The 13902-nt window shown below is 38.9% G+C and carries 20 protein-coding genes; 17 read left to right on the top strand and 3 right to left on the bottom strand.

The window, feature by feature from the left end; genetic code table 11:
• Nucleotides 1-14 precede the first annotated feature (14 nt).
• The 3 genes from ACUXV0_RS05035 to ACUXV0_RS05025 form a co-directional block, all read right to left on the bottom strand.
• Complete coding sequence (locus ACUXV0_RS05035) at nucleotides 15-1334, bottom strand: peptidylprolyl isomerase (RefSeq protein WP_446191975.1); 1320 nt, start codon at nucleotides 1332-1334, stop codon at nucleotides 15-17.
• Nucleotides 1335-3665 carry a peptidylprolyl isomerase gene (locus ACUXV0_RS05030; RefSeq protein WP_446191974.1) on the bottom strand — a complete coding sequence of 777 codons (2331 nt, stop codon included), beginning with the start codon at nucleotides 3663-3665 and terminating at the stop codon, nucleotides 1335-1337.
• Between the two features lie 95 nt (nucleotides 3666-3760).
• A complete protein-coding gene (locus ACUXV0_RS05025) occupies nucleotides 3761-4861 on the bottom strand; it encodes an agmatine deiminase family protein (protein WP_446191973.1) in 1101 nt (366 codons plus the stop codon).
• 157 nt (nucleotides 4862-5018) lie between these two features.
• On the opposite strand from ACUXV0_RS05025, the gene ACUXV0_RS05020 reads away from it, so the two are divergent.
• From ACUXV0_RS05020 to rpsH, 17 genes are all read left to right on the top strand, one after another.
• Nucleotides 5019-5579: an RNA polymerase sigma factor gene (locus ACUXV0_RS05020; RefSeq protein ID WP_446191972.1), complete on the top strand. Its 561-nt coding sequence runs from the start codon at nucleotides 5019-5021 to the stop codon at nucleotides 5577-5579.
• Nucleotides 5572-6303, top strand: coding sequence for a DUF2695 domain-containing protein (locus ACUXV0_RS05015; RefSeq protein WP_446191971.1), 732 nt, complete (start codon nucleotides 5572-5574; stop codon nucleotides 6301-6303). Before ACUXV0_RS05020 ends, ACUXV0_RS05015 begins: the two co-directional genes overlap by 8 nt.
• Before the next feature lie 391 nt (nucleotides 6304-6694).
• Nucleotides 6695-7312: a 50S ribosomal protein L3 gene (gene rplC, locus ACUXV0_RS05010; protein WP_446191970.1), complete on the top strand. Its 618-nt coding sequence runs from the start codon at nucleotides 6695-6697 to the stop codon at nucleotides 7310-7312.
• Between the two features lie 51 nt (nucleotides 7313-7363).
• Complete coding sequence (gene rplD, locus ACUXV0_RS05005; protein ID WP_446191969.1) at nucleotides 7364-7987, top strand: 50S ribosomal protein L4; 624 nt, start codon at nucleotides 7364-7366, stop codon at nucleotides 7985-7987.
• Nucleotides 7988-8020: 33 nt separating this feature from the next.
• Entirely contained in the window at nucleotides 8021-8308 is a 288-nt protein-coding gene (rplW, locus tag ACUXV0_RS05000; RefSeq protein ID WP_446191968.1) for a 50S ribosomal protein L23, read from the top strand.
• 49 nt (nucleotides 8309-8357) lie between these two features.
• Nucleotides 8358-9182: a 50S ribosomal protein L2 gene (gene rplB, locus ACUXV0_RS04995; protein ID WP_446191967.1), complete on the top strand. Its 825-nt coding sequence runs from the start codon at nucleotides 8358-8360 to the stop codon at nucleotides 9180-9182.
• Nucleotides 9182-9460, top strand: a complete 279-nt coding sequence (gene rpsS, locus ACUXV0_RS04990; protein WP_446191966.1) for a 30S ribosomal protein S19 — start codon at nucleotides 9182-9184, stop codon at nucleotides 9458-9460. Before rplB ends, rpsS begins: the two co-directional genes overlap by 1 nt.
• 40 nt (nucleotides 9461-9500) lie before the next feature.
• The gene (gene rplV, locus ACUXV0_RS04985) at nucleotides 9501-9887 is read left to right on the top strand and encodes a 50S ribosomal protein L22 (protein ID WP_446191965.1); all 387 of its coding nucleotides are present in this window, start codon (nucleotides 9501-9503) and stop codon (nucleotides 9885-9887) included.
• 30 nt (nucleotides 9888-9917) lie between these two features.
• Entirely contained in the window at nucleotides 9918-10670 is a 753-nt protein-coding gene (gene rpsC, locus ACUXV0_RS04980) for a 30S ribosomal protein S3 (protein WP_446191964.1), read from the top strand.
• 50 nt (nucleotides 10671-10720) lie between these two features.
• Nucleotides 10721-11140 (top strand): 50S ribosomal protein L16, encoded by a 420-nt coding sequence (rplP, locus tag ACUXV0_RS04975; protein WP_446191963.1) that lies wholly within the window; start codon nucleotides 10721-10723, stop codon nucleotides 11138-11140.
• A gap of 51 nt (nucleotides 11141-11191) precedes the next feature.
• Nucleotides 11192-11374, top strand: a complete 183-nt coding sequence (gene rpmC / locus ACUXV0_RS04970; RefSeq protein WP_446191962.1) for a 50S ribosomal protein L29 — start codon at nucleotides 11192-11194, stop codon at nucleotides 11372-11374.
• Between the two features lie 69 nt (nucleotides 11375-11443).
• Complete coding sequence (gene rpsQ, locus ACUXV0_RS04965) at nucleotides 11444-11698, top strand: 30S ribosomal protein S17 (protein ID WP_446191961.1); 255 nt, start codon at nucleotides 11444-11446, stop codon at nucleotides 11696-11698.
• 44 nt (nucleotides 11699-11742) lie between these two features.
• Complete coding sequence (rplN, locus tag ACUXV0_RS04960) at nucleotides 11743-12114, top strand: 50S ribosomal protein L14 (protein WP_055144377.1); 372 nt, start codon at nucleotides 11743-11745, stop codon at nucleotides 12112-12114.
• Nucleotides 12115-12141: 27 nt separating this feature from the next.
• Nucleotides 12142-12480: a 50S ribosomal protein L24 gene (gene rplX, locus ACUXV0_RS04955; protein WP_446191960.1), complete on the top strand. Its 339-nt coding sequence runs from the start codon at nucleotides 12142-12144 to the stop codon at nucleotides 12478-12480.
• 34 nt (nucleotides 12481-12514) lie between these two features.
• Nucleotides 12515-13063 carry a 50S ribosomal protein L5 gene (rplE, locus tag ACUXV0_RS04950; protein WP_446191959.1) on the top strand — a complete coding sequence of 183 codons (549 nt, stop codon included), beginning with the start codon at nucleotides 12515-12517 and terminating at the stop codon, nucleotides 13061-13063.
• A 20-nt stretch (nucleotides 13064-13083) separates the two neighbouring features.
• On the top strand, nucleotides 13084-13353 hold the full coding sequence (rpsN, locus tag ACUXV0_RS04945) for a 30S ribosomal protein S14 (RefSeq protein ID WP_446191958.1): 270 nt from the start codon (nucleotides 13084-13086) through the stop codon (nucleotides 13351-13353).
• 109 nt (nucleotides 13354-13462) lie between these two features.
• Nucleotides 13463-13864 (top strand): 30S ribosomal protein S8, encoded by a 402-nt coding sequence (gene rpsH, locus ACUXV0_RS04940; protein ID WP_446191957.1) that lies wholly within the window; start codon nucleotides 13463-13465, stop codon nucleotides 13862-13864.
• Nucleotides 13865-13902 lie beyond the last annotated feature (38 nt).

Below are 13902 nucleotides of genomic sequence, written 5' to 3'. Positions count from 1 at the left end.
CAGGGAGTCGGGTTTTAATATTCAAATAATTTACAGACTTCGTACTCAGGATCTATTTTGATATAGACCTCGGCGATAGCCTCTCTAAACCATTTGTCAATTTCTACATTTTGTTTGTTGATCAAAGCAAATTGTTTGATTTTCTCATAATCATCCTTCATGTTGATCTTATGAGGTTCATATTTATTTACCAGATACAGGAGTCTCATTCCGGTCTTACCGTCGGCACTACGGTAGGCTAGGGGCTTTGTTACTGATCCTATTTTCATGGTATCAACAGTGAAATACAAATTTGGCTCCATACTTAGATCTAAAGCCATTCTATCTGAACCAGATGTAGGATCCTGGATGATTCCACCTGTATATTTAGTGTTATCATCCTCACTATGTAGGCGAACGGCATCCTCAAATTTTATGGAGTCTGTTTGTATGAAGTTTCTTAAGCTATCTAAAAACTGGGTGGGCTGCGTCATGTCAAGACGGTTATATTCCGGTCTTAAAAGAATATGTCTGGCGTGATATTCCTGTCCTCTGATTTCAATTAACTGAATCAGGTGAAATCCAAATGAGCTTTCTACTACCTCACTCATTTGATTAGGCTCCAATCTCATGGCTGCCGCCTCAAATTCAGGTACCATTTGACCACGTTTAGCCCATCCCAGGTCACCACCATATGTTCTTGATCCTTGATCTTCAGAATATTCTTCAGCAAGCTTTTCAAATTTTTCGCCCTTCTCTACGCGTAGTCTTAAATCTTCTAAACGAGCTACTAATTCAGACTTCTGTGCCTTGGTTAACTTAGCCAGCCGAACCAGCTGAGCCACTTTCACCTCCGTTGGGATAGTAGGCAAACTGTCTTTTGGGATATTGTCAAAGAATATTTTTACCTCTGCTGGTGTAACAGACATACCCTCTGTGATGGTTTGTTGCATCTGCTGGGCGGTTAATTGCTCGCTAACCTGTTGTCTTACCTCACTTTTGAGAGTCTCCAGCGATTTATTGAACTGCTCTACTATATTTTTCTCGCTACCGTAGATTCTGATCATCTCACCCATACGAGCATCCAGCTGGTTTTCTACCACATCAGGTTCCACTATAACTGAGTCAATCTCGGCCTTGGCGACCAGTAGCTTTTGTACCGCTAAAGACTCCAGAGCCTGACATTTATTGATTTCCTGGCTTTGTTCTTTTGAGCGTTGTAAAATAGTTTCAACCTCAGATCTCAGGATATAGTAATTGTCAATTTTAGCAACAATTCGGTCTACGTTCGTACCTATTCGCTGGGCTTGCGAGATAAGTGGTAATACCAACAAAAGGAGTACCTTCTTGATCATTTAATTTTGATTTAAGTCGTTTAGTTTCTGAATATCATACAGCTGTCTTGCCTTCTCACGGTCTATTGTTACCGGATATCTAACGCTCAGCTCTTTGTACAATTGTTCTTCTTTTTCTTTCTGATAGTCTCTAATAACGGCTCCTCGTGCCTCTCTCAATGATTTGGCTCTTGCCGGAACGGCCTCTTCTATGATGATACGGTAATAGAAGTCATCAAAGTTTGATTCATATTCTCCTTTGGCATAACCTGTACCATCTATCAATTCATTCTCTCCTTTGAAATAGATACCTTTTGCTACTTCAAAATATGGATCTTTGAGTTGTAAAATTTTAGCAATATCCTCCTCACTATTACTGAAAAACTGAAAACTTACTCTTTGGTTTTGCGTCCAGTCAAATCTGTCAGCAATTCTATTTACGCCGTAATCGTTTTCTCTAATTCGGGTGATATCAATACCATTATCTGTCAGAAACCTTACGATATCTTTTATTCTACTTCCACTAATTGATGTGGCCTCATTTATATCTCTGTGTCCACCGATTTCTACCAAATAACCCGGATTTTGTTCGAGTATCTGTTCCAAACCTGTCAGCTTCCTTCTTAGATCATCCGAGAGCGAATAAGCATTTTTTTGATAGTAAAAAGGCAAGATGCCACGTTTTAGTCGGTAAGGTTTTGCCTCAGACGCAATTTCAAAATATTCTGCAATGGCCTCTTGATCTTTGGCTTTTACGATAGTTGCTTTTACACCTTCAGGCCATTGGTAATCCTTGATGTGCTTATTATAAAAGTCTCGTTGTCCAGAGGTATCAGAAGTGGTTTTTTCATAGAGCTTATCGTTGAGATAATTGGTAACCAATAAACTCTCTTTATAAGTGTCCGCAATAAACTTAAAGGATGCATTTAGTTCCGGTAATCTTTCGATAACTGCCGATGTGATTCGTTCAGATTTAAAGTCCTCAAAAAACCATCTCAAGCATAGTTCTGGACTGTAGTTTTCAGGGATTTTTTCAAAGCTCTGTTTGTCTTCAGCATATTCCACGAAGTCTAACACAGAATAGAGACGCTCATCTACCTTTAAGATAACATCATTCTCAATGAGGTTGCGATTCACCTTCCAAGAACCATTCAAGATGCCTGCGTTGGCGAATTTTATAATATTCTCGAAAGCTTCATTATTAATATTGATATTGAGCTTTTTCTGATATTGTTCTAGTCCTTTCTCAGCAATATACTTTCCACGAGAATCAGTAGTAACCTTGTCTCTAAGTTTTAATTCCAGTTCACTGAATGGTTCCAGAGATATTTCACGATTCTTTTGTAAAATGTGCCAGCCTACAGAAGATCTAATAGGTTCTGATATTTCACCTGTTCTTAAACTAAATGCCACTTTCTCAAAGTCACGCTCTGCCCAGCTTCCGATACTGAAAGGAGGTAGAAGACCACCATTGTCCTTTGAATTCACGTCATCAGAATTGATTTTGGCTAACTCATCAAACTTGGCACCATCCTGCAGCAGTTGATATAGCGAATCTATCTGCGACTTTTGAAATGCTTCTACTTCTTCAGAAGCAGAAGATGGCACCACTTTCAAGATGTGTTTCACCTCAACTTTTCCTGAGTAGGGTCTGTTATCATTGACCTTTATAATATGGTATCCTGCTTTTGTTCTTACAGGATCAGAGATTTTGCCTATTGGGGTAGAGTAGGCCGCATTCTCCAAAGGAAAAAGCAATTGCAATGCAGAAAAATAGCCCATATTACCACCATTTTTCTTGGTGTTAGTATCAGATGAATAAACTTGAGCTAATGAATCAAAAGAGGCACCGGATTCTGCCAGACTTTTTAGGTTTGTGATTTGTTCATAAACCTTTATTGTGTCCTGAGATGATGCATAAGGTGATAGGGCTAAAAGAATGTGCGAAGCATTGACCTCTCTTTTTAAACGATTATAAGTTGTCCTTACTAAATCATTCACTAAAGCCGTGTCTTCAATAAAGCTTTTAGCTGCAATTCTCGTGTAAGTTTCTAGTTCTTCTAATTGCGTATGATCTAATAAGTAGCCTTCGTCTTTAGCGGCCAGGTATACCCTTTTTCTTCTGACAAGTTCGTCAATGAGCTCTTCAAAATTAGTGCTATCCGCAATAAAATATTCCTTGAAAGCAGACTGAAGTTCTGTTTCTGTCAGTTGTTCAGAACCAACTTCTATAACTGTAGATTCTTCTACGGTCTTCTCCGGGGTTTCTGTTGTACTAACGTTTTGAACCTTGGTTGTTTGACAGGCAAGGGCTGTACTTAAAATGCCAAGGTAAATGATGATTCGACGCATATAAATATTGAAAGCAACCTAATGGTTAGCTAAATATTCTAAATAAGCCGCAAAATTGACTATTTATTGCGAGAAAGCCTCGGATTTAACAATTATTATACCTTTGGTTCTTGTTGAGATAAACAATGAAAACTACCAAGACCCCAGATGATTTCTGTCGAATCAATTCCTACTACTTTTCTACTCGGGAAACATTCTTCAATGATCTTCAATGCTTCCTCATCTTTTGAGCATCTATAAGTAGGAACGATAACCTTATTATTCAGGATATAGAAGTTGGCGTAGGAGGCAGGGAGTCTTAATCCTGAGTCGTGAACCGGGTCTGGCATAGGTAAAGTAAGAACATTGAGACGCTCTCCTTTTTCATTCTTCATAGACTGAAGAAGTTCCAGGTTCTCTTTTAAAGCATCATAATTGGCATCAAGTCTGTTGCTTTCTAATGCAGTAAGAACCGTATTACTATTCACAAAACGGGTCATATCATCTACATGACCATCTGTATCATCACCCACAATACCTTCTCCCAGCCATAAGATATGACTTACATTATAGTATGAACGTAGTTTTTCCTCTATCTCTTGCTGTGATAAACTCGGGTTCCTGTTAGGGTTTAGCAAGCAAGATTTACTTGTGAGCAAACTTCCGGTACCGTTTACTTCGATTGACCCTCCCTCCATAATAGCGTTCGGTTCATATAAAGGTAATCCAAAAGCTTCAGCAACTCGTCTAGGAATATTATTATCAGCATCGAATGGAGGGTACTTTCCTCCCCAGGCATTATAGCCCCAGTTTACTATTGACTTGACTCCTTTTTCCGGCTGAATAACAAAGCTAGGCCCGTGGTCTCTACACCAGCTGTCGTTAGTGGGGAAGTCATACAACTCAATATTGCGAGACTCTATTTCCCTTTTCTCTAGTTCAAACTTGATTTGCTTTGCAGTGGCTTCATTACCCGTGGCAATTCTTACTTTTTCCTCCTCTGCTATTTCTTTGATGAATTCAAAGTAGGACTCATAGACTTTCGGGAGTCTGTCTTCCCAAGTATCTATATTATGAGGGAAGCTTAACCATGTAGCTTCATGTGGGTGCCATTCTGCCGGAAACAGAAATCCTTCATTCTGCGGAGTGCTCAATAGTCTTCTTTTTAATGGTCGCAAATGTAAAATGGAAAAAAGAATTGCGAGATACAATTTCATTTATTTACTTTGCAAAATGTTATGCAAGCATACCTTTTGGAGGCTTGCTCAAACGAGTATTTTAAGAGTGGTTGAATAAATGATTGTTAGAAAGGCGGAAGATTTTATCTTCCGTCTTTTTTTTTGAGAAGTTCTGAGGGCTATATTGCCACGTCAAATGAAATTACTTAAACATCCATTGGAAGAGAAAGAGCTTGTTAAGTTACTAAAGCAAAAGAACCAGAAGGGTTTTGAGCTACTTTACAAAAACTACTCTGATGTTATCTACGGTATTATCATTAGGATGCTCAAAGACAAGGATGAAGCCTCTGACATGCTTCAGGAGGTATTCATAAAAATTTGGGCTAAAATCGAAGTTTATGATGCGGGCAAAGGCAGGCTTTATACCTGGATGGCGAATCTTACCCGAAATTTTGTCATAGATAGAATTAGATCTGCCGATTATAAAAACCACAATTTAAAGAATTTCGTAAGAGATGATAACGTGGGCTCTGTAGACAGGCAGTTCAGTTCAAATCAAAATACGGATATAATTGGTCTACAGGGTTTTGTGAAAAAGCTAAAACCGACTCATCAATTACTAATTCAAAAGATATACTTTGAAGGTTTTACTCAGGTGGATCTTGCAGAAGAACTGGATATCCCTCTTGGAACCTTAAAGACGCGAGTTAGAGCTGCCATAAAGGAGTTGAGAAAATTTTATAATGAAAATGAATAAGTTTAACATCGAAGACGGAGAATTAGAGATGCTGGCCATGGGGCAGGTGTCTGCTATGCGTGAGTTGGAGTTGTACCAGATGCTAGACCAAGATTCTGAGTTGAGAGCCGAATTTGAGGCGATAGAATTGAGTTTGGAAAAAATGGCTTTCGAAAGTGCACATTCGGCACCTAAAGAAATAGGAGTGAATTTGCACGAAGAGCTTTTTGCTAAAGAAACTAAAGTAGTTCCATTTTACAAGACTTCAGTCTTCAGGGCTGCTGCTTCCATTTTATTCATTGGGAGTATACTTGCCAATATCTACTTGCTTCAGTCAAAAAGCGATCAAACAGTAGCTGATACTGAGGAACCATTAACCCGTAAGGAAGAGTTTTTGGCAGAACTTCCTATGCCAATAGAAGACTTTGAAGGTTTATTTGATTATCTACATGAAAGCCTGGAAAATGAACCATGTAAAATGGACTTTAGGGTGACCAAGGCTTTTCTGAATAATAATCATTTGGCTGAGGATCAAATAATGGCCTATCTCATAGACGAAGGAGGAAGATGTGATTGTGAGATTTTGATGAACTTTTCTCTCGAATTTCCACAAGAACCTTACAAGCACGGCATGGAGCCTCCGAAAACACACCGTGATGCCGAGATCAAATTGGCAATAATTGGAAAAAGCCCTTACGGACGCAATCTGGCCTTTGATGCCAAGACCATGAAAATATACTTATAATATTTTCTAAAGCTTTTTTGTTTATAATAATTCTTTCACTACTTTTGCACCTCGATTTGAGGAGATACTCTCTATAAAAAATTAGACGAAGTCACATCCGCGTGAAACCGTTCTGATTTCGACTGTGAGAAAAGATGTTAAGCTTTTTAAGATTTGCACAGTCTCCGAAGTTCGCGTAAAATTTAATTTTTGGGAATCATTACAAGGTAACAAGTTGTACCCTCAGTAATATACAGCTTACCTTTTGGGTTTGTAATGTAATGGCCACGTTGACACGTCAACCTCTGGTAATAAAAGTTTTTAGTCAGAATCTTGTTTAAAACTGCAGAAAATCAGACTTTTGCAGCCCGATTTAGACAAGAGACAATTTTAAAGCGAAAAAGATAATACAATGTCTGGAATTATTGGAAAGAAAATTGGCATGATGACCATCTTTGAAGATGGCAATGCAGTTCCATGTACGCTTATTGAGGCTGGCCCATGTGTGGTTACTCAAATAAGAACTGAAGAGAAGGATGGCTACAGGGCTGTTCAGCTTGGGTACGGTGAGAAAAAAGAGAAGAACACATCTAAGGCTCTTCAAGGTCACTTCAAGAAGGCTAACGCTACTCCAAAAAGAAAGTTGGTTGAATTCAAAGAATTCGAACAAGAGTTCAATCTTGGAGATTCTGTAAGTGTTTCTGATGTTTTTGCAGAAGGTGAATTCCTTGATGTTAGTGGTAAGACTAAGGGTCGTGGTTTCCAAGGGGTTGTGAAGCGTCACAATTTCGGTGGTGTAGGTCAGTCTACTCACGGTCAGCATAACAGACAGCGTCACCCGGGTGCTATTGGTGCTTGTTCTTATCCAGCCAGAGTTTTCAAAGGTTTGAAAATGGCGGGTAGAATGGGTCATACTAATGTAACCATCCAAAACCTAAAAGTATTAAAGGTGATGGCAGATAAGAATTTGATCGTTGTTTCTGGTTCAGTACCAGGTGCAAAGAACACACTTCTTACGCTTCATAAGTAATAATCAATTTAAGGTCGAGGCCTAACGACACCGAAAAAACAGGTGAAACAAATGGAATTAAAAGTTGTAAACAAAGAGGGTAAAGAAACCGGCAAGAAAGTAACGCTTTCTTCAGAGGTTTTCGGTATTGAGCCCAATGAGCACGTGATTTGGTTAGACGTGAAGCAGTACCTTGCTAATCAACGTCAGGGAACTCACAAAGCCAAAGAAAGAGCTGAGGTAAGCAGGACTGGTAAGAAACTTCACAGACAAAAAGGTACTGGTGGAGCTCGTCACGGTTCTAGAAGATCTCCAATCTTCGTTGGTGGTGGTACTATTTTCGGGCCACGTCCAAGAAACTATAGCTTCAAGCTTAATAAGAAAGTTAAAGCATTGGCTAAAAAGTCAATCCTTTCTGAGAGAGCTAAAGAGGGAAAAGTAATTGTAGTTGAAGACTTCGCTCTAGAAGCTCCAAAAACTAAGGATTATGTAAGCTTCCTCAACTCAGTAGGTGTAAATGGTAAGAGTATCTTCGTAGTAGATGGTAACGAGAATAACCTTTATAAATCTGCTAGAAATATTCCTAAGACTTTAGTGACTGAGAAGAATGAACTAAGCACTTACGATCTAGTAAATGCAGAAAACATTCTGATCTCTGAGAACGCTTTAGCTCACCTTGAATCAATTTTGAAATAATTAGAACCGGTAGGTTTATAAAGCTTAGTTAAAATGAGTGTTTTAAAAAGACCAATAATCACAGAAAAATCTCAGGAACTTAACGCTAAAGGTAAGTATACTTTTGAGGTAGCAATGGGTTCTAATAAAATTGAGATCGCCAAGGCTGTTGAGCAAATGTATGGAGTAAGCGTTGATAGTGTTTCTACCATTCGTCAGTTTGGTAAATCAAAATCAAGAATGACCAGATCTAAAGTTACTTCTGGCAGAACTCCAACTATCAAAAAAGCAATAGTAACATTAGCAGAAGGAGAGATGATCGACTTCTACGCTGATTTATAAAAAATTTAATAGGTAAAGCCGATATGAGTCGGTTGCAAAATTAAAGAGAATGGCAGTTAAAAAAATAAAACCAACAACTCCGGGTCAAAGAAACAGGGTAGCCCCTGACTTCTCTGACATAACAGCTAGCAAGCCGGAGAAAAGCCTTACCACTGTAATCAAGAGAACAGGTGGTAGAAATAACGAAGGTCACAGAACATCAAGATACATTGGTGGTGGTCACAAAAGAAGATATCGTATTATCGACTTCAAGCGTGACAAAGCAAATGTTTCAGGCGAAGTTTTGACAATTGAGTATGACCCTAACAGATCTGCAAGAATTGCATTAGTTCAGTACTCAGATGGTGAGAAGAGATATATTATTTCTCCTCAAGGTCTTCAAGTAGGTCAAACTATTATATCTGGTGAAGGTGTAGCTCCTGAATTAGGAAACGCCATGCCAATGAAAGATTTACCTCTTGGTACAATCATTCACAATATTGAGTTAAATCCTGGTAAAGGAGCTCAGTTAGCAAGAAGTGCTGGTACTTACGCACAGCTACTTGCCAAAGACGGTAAATACGTAACACTTAAGATGCCTTCTGGTGAAATGAGAATGGTATTATCGGTTTGTTATGCCACTGTTGGGTCAGTTTCTAACCCAGATCACATGAACGTGACACTAGGTAAAGCTGGTAGAAAGAGATGGTTAGGCCGTCGTCCAAGAGTTCGTGGTGTTGCCATGAACCCGGTAGATCACCCGATGGGTGGTGGTGAAGGACGTTCTTCCGGAGGTCATCCAAGATCAAGAAATGGTCTTATGGCTAAGGGTAAGAAGACTCGTTCTAAAAACAAATATTCAAATCGTTTAATCGTAGCAAAAAGAAATAAATAATGGCTCGTTCGCTTAAAAAAGGACCTTACGTAGATTTTCGCCTTGAAAACAAGGTTACGAAAATGGCCGAATCAGGCAAGAAATCTGTAATCAAAACCTGGTCAAGAAGATCAATGATTACTCCTGATTTCATTGGTTTCACATTTGCTGTGCATAATGGAAATAAGTTTATCCCTGTGTATGTTACAGACAACATGGTAGGTCATAAACTTGGAGAATTTGCTCCAACCAGAAATTTCAGAGGTCACATTAATAAAAAAGACAAGGGTCGTAGGTAATCTCAGAATACTCGGCTTTTAAGAGATAAAATTTTAAAACATGGAAGCAGTAGCAAAACTTAACAATTTCCCTACTTCTGCTAGAAAGGCAAGATTGGTTGCTGATCTTATCAGAGGTAAGAAAGTAAGTCAGGCTCTAGGTATTTTGAGCCACCAGCCACAGGCAGCAGCACCAATTACAAAAAAGGTATTGATGTCTGCAGTGGCTAATTGGCAAGAGAAAAACGAAGGCGTGGATTTAGAAGACGCAGACCTTGTTGTGAAAAGTATTTTTGTGGATGGTGGTAGAATCCTAAAAAGATTAAGACCGGCTCCTCAAGGACGTGCCTACAGAATCAGAAAACGTTCACTACATATGACTATCGTTGTTGATAACGTAGCACCAGTAGTGGAAGCTGTAGAAGAAGTTAAATCTGAAGAAGAATAATATACCCCGAACTAATATTTAAGTAGAAACATGGGACAAAAAGTTAATCCTGTTGGTCTTAGACTCGGTTACATCAGAGGTTGGGAATCAAGCTGGTATGGTGGAAAAAACTTTTCTGACAAACTAGTAGAGGACAACAAGATCAGAAAATATATAGATGCTCGTATTCAAAAGGGATCTATCTCTAAAGTAGTTATCGAAAGAACTTTAAAAAGAATTACACTTACTATTCACACGGCTCGTCCTGGTGTTGTAATTGGTAAAGCTGGTTCTGAAGTAGATAAACTGAGAGAAGAGCTTAAGAATCTTACCGGAAAAGATGTTCAAATTAACATTTTTGAAATTAAGAGACCTGAATTGGATGCTAAGCTTATCGGGGAGACAATTGCTCAGCAACTTAAAGCTCGTATCTCATACAGAAGAGCTATGAAGCAAGCGATTCAGTCAGCTGTAAGAGTAGGTGCAGAAGGGATCAAGATCAAGCTTTCTGGTAGATTAGGTGGTGCTGAAATGGCACGTACTGAAATGTACAAAGAAGGTAGAATTCCTCTTCACACACTTCGTGCTGACATCGACTATGCTGTTTCTGAAGCATTGACTGTATATGGTATCATTGGAATTAAAGTTTGGGTATTCAAAGGCGAAGTTTACGGTAAGAGAGATCTTACTCCTGCCGGTGCAATAGCTGAAGCTGGTGGCGATAAGAGAAGAAGAGGCGGTAATGATAGAAATGACCGCGGTGGAAGAAGAAGAAGAGGCGACGGCGGAAGAGGTAGAAACTAAGCTTAATGTAGAAAGTAAGGGCTTTATTGCTCTCAAAAGATTATAAAATTATGTTACAACCAAGAAGAACTAAGTTTCGTAAGCAGCAAAAAGGTAGAATCAAAGGTATCGCCTCAAGAGGTCACCAGATTGCCTTCGGTAGTTTTGCTATCAAATCTCTGGAGCCAGGTAGATTAACCTCTCGCCAGATTGAGGCTGCTCGTATTGCCGTTACTCGTGCAATGAAGCGTGAAGGTCAGGTTTGGATTAGAGTTTTCCCTGATAAGCCAATTACTGCTAAGCCTTTAGAGGTAAGGATGGGTAAAGGTAAGGGTGCTCCGGAATACTGGGTAGCAAATATTTACCCTGGTACAATTCTTTTTGAAGCGGGTGGTGTATCTCTTGAAGTAGCCAAAGAGGCTCTTAGATTAGCTGCTCAAAAGCTTCCGATGACTACGAAGTTTGTTGTAAGAAGAGATTATCAGGCATAACAAATAGTTATTGACGAATTTTTCGACGGAAGTCGGTAAAACTATAGGACAATGAAAAAAGTAGATTTGAAAGGTTTGACAGTAGAGCAACTTCAGGAGCAAATAGCTTCAGAAAAAGACAGATTGCAAAAAATGAAGTTTGCTCACGCAATCACTCCAATTGAAAATCCGAAAAGAATCACTGAAACAAGAAAGGTGATCGCCAGATTATCAACTGAATTAAGCAGTAGATAATCAGCTTAAATCTCAAAATTAATACAGAATACTAATACCGTGGTGAAAGCCACTAATCTGTTACCGCAAATGGAAAGACAAGATAGAAAAGAGCGTATCGGTGTTGTAGTAAGTAACAAAATGGACAAGTCTGGCGTAGTTCAGGTAGTTCGTAAAGTGAAGCACCCGAAGTATGGAAAATTTATGCTCAAAACAAAGAAATTTAAGTTTCATGACGAAAACGGTGACGCCGGAATCGGTGATACTGTAAAGATCATGGAAACTAGACCTTTGAGTAAGACTAAAAACTGGAGACTTGTAGAAGTTCTTGAAAGAGCTAAGTAATCTTCTTCAAACCCAGGTTTCACAAAAGTTTAAAATAATTAGAAATGTTACAGCAGGAATCAAGAGCTAATGTAGCTGACAATAGCGGTGCCAAAGAAGTATTAGTTATTCGTGTATTAGGCGGTACCAAGAAAAGATACGCCGGTATTGGTGATAAAGTAGTTGTTACTGTAAAGGAAGCTCTTTCTTCATCTACCAACATGAAAAAAGGAAGTATTTCCAGAGCTGTTGTTGTTAGAACTAAGAAAGAAGTAAGACGAAAAGACGGATCTTACATCAGATTCGAAGAAAACGCAGTAGTTCTTCTTAACAATAATGATGAGCCAAGGGGTACTCGTATTTTCGGACCTGTAGCTCGTGAATTAAGAGAGAAGCAATTCATGAAGATTGTATCTCTGGCACCAGAGGTTCTATAATTACCCTTCGGGAAAATCATTCTGAAAATGGAAACAAATAATAATAAGATGCAAAAACGTCATGTACGCACCGGAGATACAGTTGAGGTCATCGCTGGTAACTCTAAAGGCAAACAAGGCAAAGTTATCGAGGTTCTTACAAAGAAGGATCGTGTAGTAGTTGAAGGAGTTAACGTTATCAAAAAGCACGTTAAACCTAATGCTCAGAATCCTCAAGGTGAAATCCAGGAAGTAGAAGGAAGCATCCATATCAGTAATGTTGCTGTATTGGATCCTGAATCTGGAAAGCCTTCAAGAGTAGGAAGAAAAGAAAATGACAAGGGCAAGCTTCAACGCTACGCTAAGTCAAGCGGTAAATTCATTTAATAGATAAACGTGGGTCGGAAATCCACTGATTAAAATGGCAAGATTAAAAGAACAATATTTAAAAGATGTAGTGCCTGCACTGAAAGAGAAGTATTCTTATAAGTCAATTATGCAGGTTCCTGTATTGAAAAAAATCGTGGTTAACCGCGGTGTGGGTGCAGCTACTGGTGATAAGAAGTTGGTAGATAACAGTGTTGAAGAATTGTCGATTATCACTGGACAGAAAGCAGTACCTACAATCTCTAAAAAGGCAGTCTCTAATTTTAAGTTAAGAGAAGGAATGCCAATTGGTGCTAAAGTAACCTTAAGAGGTGAAATCATGTACGAATTCCTTGACAGACTAATTGCCGTAGCTCTTCCACGTGTAAGAGACTTCCAGGGTATTAGTGATAAAGGTTTTGATGGTAGAGGTAATTACACATTTGGTGTAACTGAGCAAATTATTTTCCCTGAGATATCAATTGATAAAGTATCTCAAATCCAAGGGATGGACATAACATTTGTAACATCTGCACCTACAGATGCAGAGAGTTACGAGCTGCTTAAGGCATTAGGAATGCCATTTGCAAATTCAAAAAACTAATAAATTAATTTTCGAAGAAGATGGCTAGAGAAGCAATCAAAGCAAGAGAACGAAAAAGACAAAGGTTAGTAGCTAAATACGCCGATAAAAGAGCCGCTCTTAAAGCAGCTGGCGACTGGAAGGCTCTTGATGCACTTCCTAAAAATGCATCACCGGTTCGTTTACATAACAGATGTAAATTAACTGGTAGACCTAAAGGTTACATGCGGAAGTTTGGCATTAACCGTGTTACTTTCCGTGAAATGGCAAGTGCAGGTCTTATTCCGGGAGTTACAAAAGCTTCTTGGTAATATTTTTAAAATTAATTTAGAATCACTATCTTTGCAGCCCAATTGAGAAAGTCACGCCCGTGAAACTACTCGATGAAGGCTTAGGAATCCAATATTTAATTGTAATAGAATGGTAACGACGGATCCAATAGCAGACTACCTTACAAGGATTAGAAACGCTATAAGTGCAAGACACAGAGTTGTAGATATTCCAGCTTCTAATATGAAGAAGGAGATCACAAAGGTATTATACGATAAAGGGTACATTCAGAGCTATAAGTTCGAAAGTGAAGGTCCTCAGGGTAACATTAAGATTGCTTTAAAGTATAATCCGGTAACTAAAGAATCTGCAATCGTAGATCTTAAAAGAGCTTCAAAGCCAGGTTTGAGAAAGTATGCTAAGGCATCTGCTCTTCCGAGAGTTTTGAATGGTCTAGGTATCGCTGTGATGTCTACATCTAAAGGAATTGTAACTGACAAAGAAGCTCGTACACTGAATGTAGGTGGAGAGGTGCTTTGTTACATTTACTAAGAAATAAAATTTGTTGACCGCCACGTTTTTAACGTGGC

Source organism: Jiulongibacter sp. NS-SX5, assembly GCF_052828545.1.
This window is presented reverse-complemented; position numbering and strand designations above follow the sequence as displayed.

Coding starts and splice junctions, on each gene's coding strand:
- rpsN (WP_446191958.1), top strand. CDS start 13,084: ATGGCTAGAGAAGCAATCAAAGCAAGAGAACGAAAAAGACAAAGGTTA.
- rplX (WP_446191960.1), top strand. CDS start 12,142: ATGGAAACAAATAATAATAAGATGCAAAAACGTCATGTACGCACCGGA.
- rpsC (WP_446191964.1), top strand. CDS start 9,918: ATGGGACAAAAAGTTAATCCTGTTGGTCTTAGACTCGGTTACATCAGA.
- ACUXV0_RS05035 (WP_446191975.1), bottom strand. CDS start 1,334: ATGATCAAGAAGGTACTCCTTTTGTTGGTATTACCACTTATCTCGCAA.
- ACUXV0_RS05020 (WP_446191972.1), top strand. CDS start 5,019: ATGAAATTACTTAAACATCCATTGGAAGAGAAAGAGCTTGTTAAGTTA.
- rplP (WP_446191963.1), top strand. CDS start 10,721: ATGTTACAACCAAGAAGAACTAAGTTTCGTAAGCAGCAAAAAGGTAGA.
- rplE (WP_446191959.1), top strand. CDS start 12,515: ATGGCAAGATTAAAAGAACAATATTTAAAAGATGTAGTGCCTGCACTG.
- rplC (WP_446191970.1), top strand. CDS start 6,695: ATGTCTGGAATTATTGGAAAGAAAATTGGCATGATGACCATCTTTGAA.
- rplV (WP_446191965.1), top strand. CDS start 9,501: ATGGAAGCAGTAGCAAAACTTAACAATTTCCCTACTTCTGCTAGAAAG.
- rpmC (WP_446191962.1), top strand. CDS start 11,192: ATGAAAAAAGTAGATTTGAAAGGTTTGACAGTAGAGCAACTTCAGGAG.
- rplD (WP_446191969.1), top strand. CDS start 7,364: ATGGAATTAAAAGTTGTAAACAAAGAGGGTAAAGAAACCGGCAAGAAA.
- rplW (WP_446191968.1), top strand. CDS start 8,021: ATGAGTGTTTTAAAAAGACCAATAATCACAGAAAAATCTCAGGAACTT.
- rplN (WP_055144377.1), top strand. CDS start 11,743: ATGTTACAGCAGGAATCAAGAGCTAATGTAGCTGACAATAGCGGTGCC.
- rpsS (WP_446191966.1), top strand. CDS start 9,182: ATGGCTCGTTCGCTTAAAAAAGGACCTTACGTAGATTTTCGCCTTGAA.
- rpsH (WP_446191957.1), top strand. CDS start 13,463: ATGGTAACGACGGATCCAATAGCAGACTACCTTACAAGGATTAGAAAC.
- ACUXV0_RS05030 (WP_446191974.1), bottom strand. CDS start 3,665: ATGCGTCGAATCATCATTTACCTTGGCATTTTAAGTACAGCCCTTGCC.
- ACUXV0_RS05015 (WP_446191971.1), top strand. CDS start 5,572: ATGAATAAGTTTAACATCGAAGACGGAGAATTAGAGATGCTGGCCATG.
- rplB (WP_446191967.1), top strand. CDS start 8,358: ATGGCAGTTAAAAAAATAAAACCAACAACTCCGGGTCAAAGAAACAGG.
- rpsQ (WP_446191961.1), top strand. CDS start 11,444: ATGGAAAGACAAGATAGAAAAGAGCGTATCGGTGTTGTAGTAAGTAAC.
- ACUXV0_RS05025 (WP_446191973.1), bottom strand. CDS start 4,861: ATGAAATTGTATCTCGCAATTCTTTTTTCCATTTTACATTTGCGACCA.